The sequence below is a fragment of the Caballeronia arationis genome, assembly GCF_001544975.2.
Classification (GTDB): domain Bacteria; phylum Pseudomonadota; class Gammaproteobacteria; order Burkholderiales; family Burkholderiaceae; genus Caballeronia; species Caballeronia arationis.
Genome location: NZ_FCOG02000175.1, coordinates 1 through 10084 on the forward strand (window position 1 = coordinate 1; position 10084 = coordinate 10084).

Annotated in this window: 9 protein-coding genes; 8 read left to right on the plus strand and 1 reads right to left on the minus strand. The window is 60.6% G+C overall.

Going from position 1 to position 10084, the window contains the following annotated elements:
- Positions 1–93 precede the first annotated feature (93 nt).
- The 8 genes from AWB81_RS37565 to AWB81_RS37595 all read left to right on the plus strand — a co-directional run bounded on the left by AWB81_RS37565 (position 94) and on the right by AWB81_RS37595 (position 9653).
- Complete coding sequence (locus tag AWB81_RS37565) at positions 94–672, plus strand: MBL fold metallo-hydrolase (protein WP_235026112.1); 579 nt, start codon at positions 94–96, stop codon at positions 670–672.
- 4 nt (positions 673–676) lie between these two features.
- Positions 677–862, plus strand: a complete 186-nt coding sequence (locus AWB81_RS47540; protein ID WP_235026113.1) for a hypothetical protein — start codon at positions 677–679, stop codon at positions 860–862.
- Between the two features lie 31 nt (positions 863–893).
- Complete coding sequence (locus AWB81_RS37570; protein WP_062643071.1) at positions 894–2021, plus strand: sugar ABC transporter substrate-binding protein; 1128 nt, start codon at positions 894–896, stop codon at positions 2019–2021.
- A 24-nt stretch (positions 2022–2045) separates the two neighbouring features.
- Complete coding sequence (locus AWB81_RS37575) at positions 2046–3554, plus strand: sugar ABC transporter ATP-binding protein (protein ID WP_062643074.1); 1509 nt, start codon at positions 2046–2048, stop codon at positions 3552–3554.
- A gap of 37 nt (positions 3555–3591) precedes the next feature.
- Complete coding sequence (locus tag AWB81_RS37580) at positions 3592–5691, plus strand: ABC transporter permease subunit (RefSeq protein WP_062643076.1); 2100 nt, start codon at positions 3592–3594, stop codon at positions 5689–5691.
- A 187-nt stretch (positions 5692–5878) separates the two neighbouring features.
- Entirely contained in the window at positions 5879–6781 is a 903-nt protein-coding gene (locus tag AWB81_RS37585) for an SMP-30/gluconolactonase/LRE family protein (protein WP_062643078.1), read from the plus strand.
- A 482-nt stretch (positions 6782–7263) separates the two neighbouring features.
- Positions 7264–8382 carry an enoyl-CoA hydratase/isomerase family protein gene (locus tag AWB81_RS37590; RefSeq protein WP_062643079.1) on the plus strand — a complete coding sequence of 373 codons (1119 nt, stop codon included), beginning with the start codon at positions 7264–7266 and terminating at the stop codon, positions 8380–8382.
- Between the two features lie 203 nt (positions 8383–8585).
- Positions 8586–9653 (plus strand): SDR family oxidoreductase, encoded by a 1068-nt coding sequence (locus AWB81_RS37595; protein WP_062643082.1) that lies wholly within the window; start codon positions 8586–8588, stop codon positions 9651–9653.
- Between the two features lie 228 nt (positions 9654–9881).
- Here AWB81_RS37595 and AWB81_RS47545 read toward each other — a convergent pair.
- The coding region (locus AWB81_RS47545) for a hypothetical protein (protein WP_235026115.1) at positions 9882–10084 on the minus strand (203 nt) is incomplete at its 5' end.

Below are 10084 nucleotides of genomic sequence, written 5' to 3' on the forward strand. Positions count from 1 at the left end.
ACTGTCGCTCGACATCGCAACGCCGGATGAAGCACGCCAGATGCTCGGCCTCAAGGGCGCGAGCGATACCAACTTTTAACAACGGAGACGGCCTTGAACACCCTGAAGGTTGTCGCGATGTTGACGGGCTGGCTCACCGTCGATCGCTCCTCGCAGGTCTACGGCCGCCACTTCGGCCAACAGATAAAGGTCCCCGTGTGGTCGACGGCAATTGTGGGTGCTGCGAAGAAGATCGTCGTTGATACGGGTATTCATGACCCGGCCTGGGTGTCCAACTTCGTCTGTCCATGCGAGCAGGCGCCCGAACAGCGGCTCGAACGAGCGTTGAAAGAATACGTAGGCTGGAGCGCGGACGATGTCGATATCGTCATCAACACGCATCTGCACTGCGACCACTCCGGTGGCAATACGCTCTTTCGAAATGCGCGCTTCGTCATTCAGACTACCGAGTGGGAGTACGCGGGCAGGCCTTTGCCGACACAGGCCACGTACTACCAGGAATTTCTCTGGCCGCGAGCCACTCGCGTATTTTCGCTGGCACTTCGTGAACGGCGTCGCCGACATCGTGCCCGGGGTCCGTGTCGTCCCAACACCGGGCCATACGCCCGGTCATCAGTCGGTCGCGGTCAATACCGAAGATGGCGTCGTGATGATTGCTGGCGACTGCGCTAACTGCATGGAGAACATCGTCGATCTCGTGCCGGTGGGCATCGTCCACGAGACGTTCGCCGAACTGCACTCGCTCAAGCGCATCCGGCAAATCGCCGACTTCGTCATTCCGGGCCATGACCCCAACGTTGTGCCCGGGACCTCGGGCATCGAATTACCCGCAAGTGCACGTCTGCAGCATATCGAAAGCTAGATCTTAACCATATGCAGGATAGGAGGAAGACATGAAAGCATTCCAGAACACGATTCAAAATGCGGGCCGGCTCGTGCTTGGCACCGCATTTCTTGCGGCGCTGACCCTGTCAAGCAACGCATCGGCGGCCGACAAGTACAAGGTTTACTTGTCGATGAGCTATGTCGGCAACGACTGGCAGACCGAGGCCGCGAACATGGTTAAGGCGATGGCGGCGACGCCCGCGCTCAAGGACAAGGTGGATCTCGAGGTGCAGGTCGCTGGCACCGATGCACAAAAGCAGATCCAGCAGATCAACTCGATGGTCCAAGCGGGGGCCAAAGCGATCGTTGTTTATCCGATCTCGCCAACTGCCTTGAATCGAGCGATCAAGAACGCTTGCTCGAAGGGCGTCGTGGTAGTTGCCTACGACGCGGAAGTGACCGAGCCGTGCGCGCATAACGTAACCATTGATCAGAAGCAGGCCGGTACCGTGACGGCGGAATGGCTGGCCAAGACCATCAATGGCAAAGGCAACATCGTCATGATCAACGGTGTGCCAGGCACATCAGTGGACCGCGCACGCACTGAGGCCGCGAAGGAAGTGTTCGCGAAGTATCCGGGCATCAAAGTTGTCGCCGAAGGCACCGGCATGTGGAGTCAGGCGACCGCGAAGACCGAGCTCTCGAAGATCCTCGCGACCAACAGCTGGGACAAGATCGACGGGCTGTGGATGCAAGTTGGTTGCTTCACGGCGGCGTCGATGCAGCTCGAAGCCGGCATCGCCGACGACAAGATCAAGCCGTGCGCGGGTGAATCGTCGAACGGGCATCGCGTGCAGATGCTGCCGCCCGGCACCGTGAAGGGCGAGGGCGCGTATCGCTCGATCGGCTATCGCTCGATCTCGTACGGCTCGCCGCCGTACTCGGGCGCGCTGGCGCTGAAGTTGGCCGTCGGCAAGCTCGAGGGCAAGGACTTTCCCGCTCATGTGACGCTCAAGTTGCCGCTTGTTCTGACCTCGGAATCGAAATTGTGTAAGACCGGTTCCATCGATGAACTCAAGGCCGGCTGCACGGCATTTACGTCGGACAAGGTGCCGCCGGGCTGGTTCGCCGACATCTTCTCGGCCGAAACGAGCGAAGTCGGTTTTAACGCAGCACTCAGCGGAAAGCCCGACTGAAAACGCGGCTTAAGGAGAAATGCAATGACGAGCGAATGGGCAATCGATCTGTCGAATGTCACGAAGCGCTTCGGCGCGACCGTCGCGCTCGACAAAGCGTCGTTCCGAGTGAAGCGCGGAGCCGTTCACGCGCTTCTCGGCGAGAACGGTGCAGGGAAGTCGACAACTGTCAAGCTGTTGTCGGGACTGATGCGGCCGGATGAGGGCAGCATCTCCGTGATGGGCCAGGAGGTGACGATGCACGGTCCAAAGGACGCGCATCGTGCCGGTGTGCAAACCGCGTTCCAGGAGATGACACTCGTGCGCGACCTTACGGTCGCGCAGAACCTGCTGATGTCGTACGAACCAACCGGCTGGCTCGGGCGGATCAAGCGCCGCGAGTCGCAACGCCTGGCGGCCGAATGGCTCGACCGGTTGGACCTCCATGAAGTACGCCCGGGCGCGTATATCCGCGACCTCGCATTACCCGTGCGTCAGAAGATTGAGATCGCGAAGGCGATTGTGCGCGGACCGCAGGTCCTGCTGCTCGACGAACCGACCTCGGCGCTCTCGGGGCGCGACGTCGCGTGGCTATCAAGGCGTATCGACGAGATGAAGGCGCGCGGCGTGACCTTCGTCTTCATCTCGCACCGGATGCAGGAAGTGCGCGAGTTCTGCGACAGCCTCACGGTGTATCGAAATGGCAAGGACGTCGGTGCATTCGAGACGGCCAACATCTCCGATGACGACGTGATCCGCCTTGTGATCGGTCGTTCATTGGAGGCAAAGTATCCGCCGAAGGTGCCGGCGCCGGCGCGCAGCGAAACGCCGGCGATGGAGGCGCGGGGCATCAAGGTGGACGGTGTCGTGACCGACTTCAACCTGACGTTAAAGCAAGGCGAGGTTCGTGGTATCGCGGCGTTGCAGGGAATGGGCCAACGCGAGCTGTTCGAGGCGCTCTTTGGTGCCGAGTTCATTGACCAAGGGCAGATCCTGATCGATGGCAAGCCAGTAACGCTGACCTCGACCGCCGACTCACTCAAGGCTGGCGTAGCCACCGCCTTTCTCCCCGAAGACCGCAAAACGGAGGGGCTTTTTCTGCGCCTTCCGGGCGGCGAGAACGTGTCGCTTCCTGTCATCAAACGCTTCTCACGTTTCGGGCTGATCGACCGCAAGGGCGAGCAGGCCGCGATCGCACGCTCGCTCGCTGAGATGGAGGTGAATCCGAGGGCGATATACAAGCCATGTCTGTCTTTCTCCGGCGGCAACCAGCAAAAGATCGCGATGGCGAAGTGGCTGCTCACGAAAAGCCGCGTATGGCTGATGTTTGATCCGACGCGCGGTATCGACGTCGGCACCAAGCACCAGATCTTCGTGCTGATGCGCGCGTTTGCAGCGGCGGGCGGCTCGGTATTGTTCTATTCCACCGATGTGCCGGAACTAGTCAACGTCTGCGACCGCGTCTCAGTGATGTATCGAGGGCGCAATGTCGCAGAACTCGAAGGCGACGCGCTGACCGAAGAAGAGGTCATGCGCAAGATGCTGTCGAGCTGAAGTCCGAATCATACGCATCAACCAATCAGAGGTTCCCATGAACAACGCAATTGCTTCGCCCGACAGCGAAATCGTGCGTCCGGGCGCGCGGGTAGGGTTTGGCGCGCGGGTCGATCACTATCGCGGATTGATTATCGCGGTCGGCGCTCTACTCGCAATGCTAATCGCGTGGATCGCGCTTTCTGCGACACGCGTCGGTCTTTACGACATAGGGTCGGTCATTTCGAGCAGTACCACGCTCGCGCTGGCCGCGATCGGACAGACAATCGTGGTGCTCTCCGGCGGCTTCGATCTGTCCGCATCGGCGGTTGTATCGCTCTCCAACGTTCTCGCCGTGCGCTTCGTACAGGGCACGCCCATTGAGCAATGGGGAGGCGTCGCACTCATCATTGCGATTGGCGGCGGCATCGGCCTTGTCAACGGCGCAGTGATCGCGTGGTTCCGACTGCAATCGATCGTGGTTACGCTTGCCACGATGTTCATGGTGCAGGGGCTCACGCTGCTCATCCAGAATAAGCCCGGCGGTAGCATCGGTGAGCAGTTCGGAGGCTTCATCACCTCGGACCTAATCGCGGACAAAGTACCGATGTCGGCGGTCGTGCTCGTGTTGGCGCTCCTTATTTGGTCGTTCATGAAGCGTACGCGCTTCGGGGTGGGCATCTACGCGCTTGGCAGTGATCCCGACGGCGCTTACGCGAACGGCATGCCGCTCAACCGATATCGGATTTCAACGTATGCGCTCGCAGGCATGTTCTACGCGGCGGCGGGCCTTTATGTATCGGCACAGACGGGGTCGGCGGATCCGCTCGTCGGCCGGCCGCTGCTCCTGTCGATGTTCACGGCCGTCGTACTCGGCGGCACGTGGCTCGGTGGCGGGCGAGGCGGGTGCGTCGGAACGGTGTTCGCCGCGATGACGCTGATGGTCACCGTCAACATCTTGCTGGTTCTGAACGTGTCGGCGTTCTACACGACGATTGCTGAAGCGGCGATCCTCATCTTGGCTGTGCTCGGCTCGTCGATCGGAAAGGATTCCGCCGCACATCATTGCGCACGGTACGCGTCGCAATGGATGAGAGCGGTGCGAACCGGCACCCGCGTAAAGGACGGCGGTGACGCGCGGCGTGTGATTTTCGAAGTGGCGAACTTCCAACCGATCGAAAACAAGGAACTGAAGGGGCGCTTCATCAGCGACTGGATCGAGCGCAATCGCGAATGGGTCAAGTACGTCGTACCCGCATATGCGCTCTTCATCGTCGCCGTTGCGATTACCGGTTTTGTCTACGGCCCCTCGGTCCTGACGAGCGCCAATTTCTATAGCAGTCTACTGACCCTGACGCTCTTTCTCGCAGTCCTCGGTCTTGGTCAGGGTGCAGTGATACTAACGGGTGGACTTGACCTCTCGATGCCATGGTTGATCACGCTGTCGGGCGTACTGCTCACTGGCCTCACATTCGGTGCGAACGGCGCGGCCGCATGGGCGGTGCCCCTGGTGCTGGGCGTTGGCCTGTTGGTTGGCCTGTTCAACGGCCTCGGCGTTGTCGTGCTCGGCTTACCGCCGATCGTCGTCACGCTTGCGGCGAACGGCTTGTTGCAAGGACTTACGCTGATTTACTGCAACGGTTCGCCACAAGGATGGGCACCCTCAGTCATCAGCGAATTCACAAACGGCCACTTCGGTCCGCTGTCGCTCGCCGCGTGGAGCGTGCCGCTCTTTCTTGCGGTGGCGCTGTTGCTCTTGCATCGCACACCGTTCGGACGGCGCGTGTATGCGGTTGGCAATTCGCAGATCGCGGCAAAGCTGGCGGGTGTGCGGGTTGGCGCGACGCTGATCGCCGTGTACTGCCTCTCGGGCCTGTGTTCCGCGATCGTCGGGATATTGCTTGCCGGTTTCAGCAGCCAGGCGTTTCTCGGCATGGGAGATCCTTACCTGCTGCCGTCGATTGCAGTCGTTGTCGTGGGTGGTGCGCTGATCACGGGCGGGCGCGGGCACTACCTCGGCGTGTTCGGCGGAGCACTGCTGCTCACCGCGCTCGGCACGCTGCTCGCGGGAACAACTGTGCCGCCAGCTGTGCGCGACATCATTAACGGCGTCGTCGTACTGGCCGCGGTGATCACACTGCGCGACAAGAAAGCATGATTGAGACAGTTGACTTACGACGCTTGGCGGGCCGCGACCCCGCGGCCCGCGCGCAAGCGTAATGCCTCGAGTTTGCTCGCGGGGTCAGAGGACGCGCTCGATTTTCGCTTTGCGCGTCGCCGCTGGCCCTAGACGAAGTAACCCGCAGGGAAGTTGGACCGTTAATGTACGACACACGGAGACAATGATGATTGAAACGCGCTTACTGGTCGATGCCAATAACCATCTTGGCGAAGGGCCTCTTTGGGACGTAAAGGAAGAGCGGTTGTACTGGATTGATAGCACGGCGGCGGAGATTTATCGCTGCCGAGCCGACGGCAGCGAGGTCGAGCGCTTCTTCGTGCCGCACCATATCGGCTCGATGGCGCTGCGCGAGCAGGGCGGTGCAGTTGTGGCGCTCGCGAACGGCCTGAACTTCTACGACTTTGAGAAGCAGACGGTGGAGCTCATCGCCGATCCGGAAAGCGATGATCCGGAGACGCGCTTTAACGACGGCAAGGTTGACCGGAAGGGCCGCTTTATTGCGGGAACCATGGCATACGACTTCGATCGCTATGAGGCAGACCGCGGCCAGCGTTCGACGCGAAGCGGCGCTCTTTACCGGCTCGACACAAACGGCAAGGTCACGCGGCTCGATGGCGGCATTAGTTGCTCAAACGGTCCGTGCTGGAGCCCAGACAACCGCACGCTCTACTTCACCGATACGTACGACAAGCAGATGTACGCTTACGACTACGACATTGAGACGGGTGCAGCGTCCAACCGGCGGGTCTTTGCTTCCGCACGCGACATGGCCGGGACCTTCGATGGTGCAACGGTGGATGCTGAAGGCTTCATCTGGTCCGCGCTCGTATTCGGCGGGCGCATTCTGCGCTACGCACCGGATGGAACGCTCGACCGGGTCGTGCCGTTTCCAGTACGCAATTTAACGAGCGTGATGTTCGGCGGTCCAGATCTTGACACCCTCTATGTCACGACGATGGGTCGACCGATGTGGGGCATTCCGCAGAAGGAGCGCGACAAGGGCGGTCTGTTTGCCGTGACCGGACTTGGCGTCAAAGGGTTGCCAGAGCCTCGGTTTGCGGGGTAGAAGCACACGTTGGATGACGCGGCGGTAAAAGCATGACATATGTTGTGTAGGTTAACGGCGTCCTCTCGAGCGTGCCTACGGTGGGATCGTACCCACCGGCGGTGGCCGAGCAGAGGACGCCGCTTTAATCACCGCTGCGTCAATTCCTAAAATGGTCTACGAACAGCTACATTCACGGGTCGAACTTGAGCCGTTGAATAGACATGCCGCGGATACGACGACTTGCGCAGATGGAGGGGAGTTCAAACTGCGCAATTTGCTTCAGGACTCACCGACTGGATTTGGGTGCCGAACGATGGTCGAAGCGAGGCTCGATGGAGCAACGGTCTCGCTCAAGTTGAGGCGGCCCAGGCCCAGTGCCGAATTAGGTTGCGGCGGAAGGTGAGGCGGTAGCAACGAACGCCTCGCCGTTCCGCAAAGGGGTCGCTCGTCGCGAGCATGTCGCAATCGTCGTTGAGACGCCCAATATGTACGGAGAACGCATGAGCACAGAAATGGTCATTGAGCATGAGCCGGAAGTCGGTTTCGAGGTCGTCAATCGAGTGGCGATCATCACCCTTAACCGCCCGCGCGCTCTGAACGCGCTCTCGCATGAAATGATTGGGCGGCTGTCGCAGGTGTTCGAACGCTGCCGCACCGAAGATGCGATTCTCGCGGTCGTCCTACGCGGCGCAGGCGAAAAAGCCTTCTGCGCTGGTGGTGACATCCGCGCGCTCTACGAGTCCGTGCGGAGTGACGCGACGCGTGACAAGACGTGGCTCCAATTTTTCATTGACGAATACCGCCTCGACTATGCGATCCACAACTCCGAGAAGCCAGTAGTGGCGCTCATGGACGGCATCGCGATGGGGGGCGGTATGGGGCTCGCGCAAGGCGCTGCACTCCGTATCGTGACCGAGCGCACACGCATGGCGATGCCCGAAACGCGCATTGGCATGCTGCCTGATGTCGGGGCGACGTATTTCATGGGTAAGATGTCGCTCGACATGGAGCTGTACGTTGGTCTCACCGGCGCAATGCTCTCCGGTGCCGACGCGGTTGCATGCGGTCTCGCGGATATTTGCGTGCCATCGCCGTGGCTCCGCGACTTCGTGCAGCGCCTTGAGACGCTGCACTGGGATGGCCGTGAAGAGGCAATCGATTCGCTGCGGCGCGCGTTCGTGCCGCCGGCAAACACTGAGGTGTATGCCCAACTCGAAGCGCACCGCGAGCAGATCCGGGCACATTTCAGCGCTGCGGACGGCATTGAGTCAATCGTCCGGAGCCTGCAACAGGATACGCCCACAGATTGGTCCACGGCAACGCTCGCCGCACTCACGAGCAACTCGCCATGCATGCTGGAGGTGACCTATCACGCGCTGCTGCGTGGCCGCCAGTTGGCGCTCGCCGACTGCTTTCGCATGGAACTAGGAATCGTGTATCGAGCGATCTCCGAGGGCGATTTCCTTGAGGGCGTGCGTGCTCTGATCGTCGACAAGGACCAACGGCCTCGCTGGAAGCCAGTGACGCTTGCCGAAGTGCACGCCGAACGGGTCCAACACTTTCTGGCATCCCCATGGCCTGGTGACATGCACCCGCTAGAAGATCTTGGCGCATCGTGAACCGAGGTCTGTTGCAGCGGGCCACTGTGGTACGGTGCAATATCGAACCTGGGCCCGGCTTTCCGCGGCGTGTCGCCGAGCCACCTTTCGATTCGACGGGATCTAACGCGATTCGTTTAAGACGCATTCACTCCTCGGGCAACGATTGATCGGTTGGAAACCAGCCCGAGTCAACAGGCTTCTTCATCTTGACCAACTCTCTCATGGCAAAACGCGCGCTCATCATTGGGGCAAGCGGCATCGTCGGCAGCAGTCTGGCCGACCAGTTGCTTTCGACCGGCTGGACGGTTGCAGGACTTTCGCGCGGCCGAACGGCCGTGTCGCCGGCCATAGAATCGATTACAGCCGATCTGACTTCGGCTGACTCTGTTAGCAAGGCGCTCGCCGGCCGAGCGTTCAGCCACGTGTTTTTTACCGCATGGGCTCGCCAGGCGACCGAGAAGGAAAATATTCGCGTGAATGGCGCCATGGTGGCTCATTTGCTAGACGCGCTCGGGCCGTCGGGTGGCGTGTCACACGCGGCGCTCGTCACCGGCCTGAAGCATTACCTCGGGCCATTCGAGGCGTATGCAACAGGTGCTGTGCCGGTCACGCCGTTTCGTGAAGAGCAAGGGCGCCAGCCGGTCGACAATTTTTACTATGAACAGGAAGACCGGCTCTTCGGCGCCGCGCAGCGTTACGGCTTCAGCTGGAGCGTGCATCGCCCGCATACGATCATCGGATACGCTCTCGGGAACGCGATGAATATGGGAGTGACGCTAGCCGTCTACGCGTCGCTTTGCAAACAGGCTGGCGAACCTTTCGTGTTTCCTGGTTCTCCAACGCAATGGAACAGTCTGACCGACATGACCGACGCCCGGCTTCTGGCGCGCCATCTCGAATGGGCCGCGACCTCCCCAAACGCGCGCAATGAGGACTTCAACGTGGTCAACGGCGACGCGTTCCGCTGGAACTGGATGTGGTCGCGAATCGCGGAATACTTCGGCATCGAGGCTGCGCCATTCGACGGCAAGATGCGTCCGCTTGAACACCGGATGCAGGATACGGGCGAGCAATGGTCCAAGATCGCGGCACGGTTCGATCTGGTCGAAACGGATATCGGCAGGCTGGCGTCATGGTGGCACACGGACGCCGACCTTGGCCGTCCGATGGAGGTGCTCACCGATATGACGAAGAGCCGCAAGGCGGGATTCCTGGACTATCAGAGCACGTCCGACGCCTTCTTTGAGTTGTTTGACCGGCTTAAGGTTGAGCGCGTTATTCCGCAATGAACATGACGCAGCTAATCAAAATGCCGCGATCTGCCGCCGAGACAGCGTGTCGTCAAATTCCCGACGGCTATGCGGTTTGACACGGTCTCGGCCGGCTGCTGCCGCACAGCCGAGCAGCCGATGCACGCTGCCCGCGCGAACGGCTCGTGGCCATCCGCACGTGAAAGGCCGCCCGTCTCATGAGGCCGGTGACAAATTTAATTACGCTTGTCCAGCAAGGCTGGACCATTACGGGAACGCCGCGTCGTCGCGAGTTGACAGAATTACTGTCTCAACGGTGACAAATTTAATGCGGTCTACGAATGCACGCGGCCGGATCAGAACAAACTGGCTCTCAAGCGGAAGCAGATTGGCCGTATGCGGTCCATCAGCGACGCCCCTCAATTCAGGTGGCGGAGCGCGTGACGTGTGGTAGGAACGCGGATCAGCGG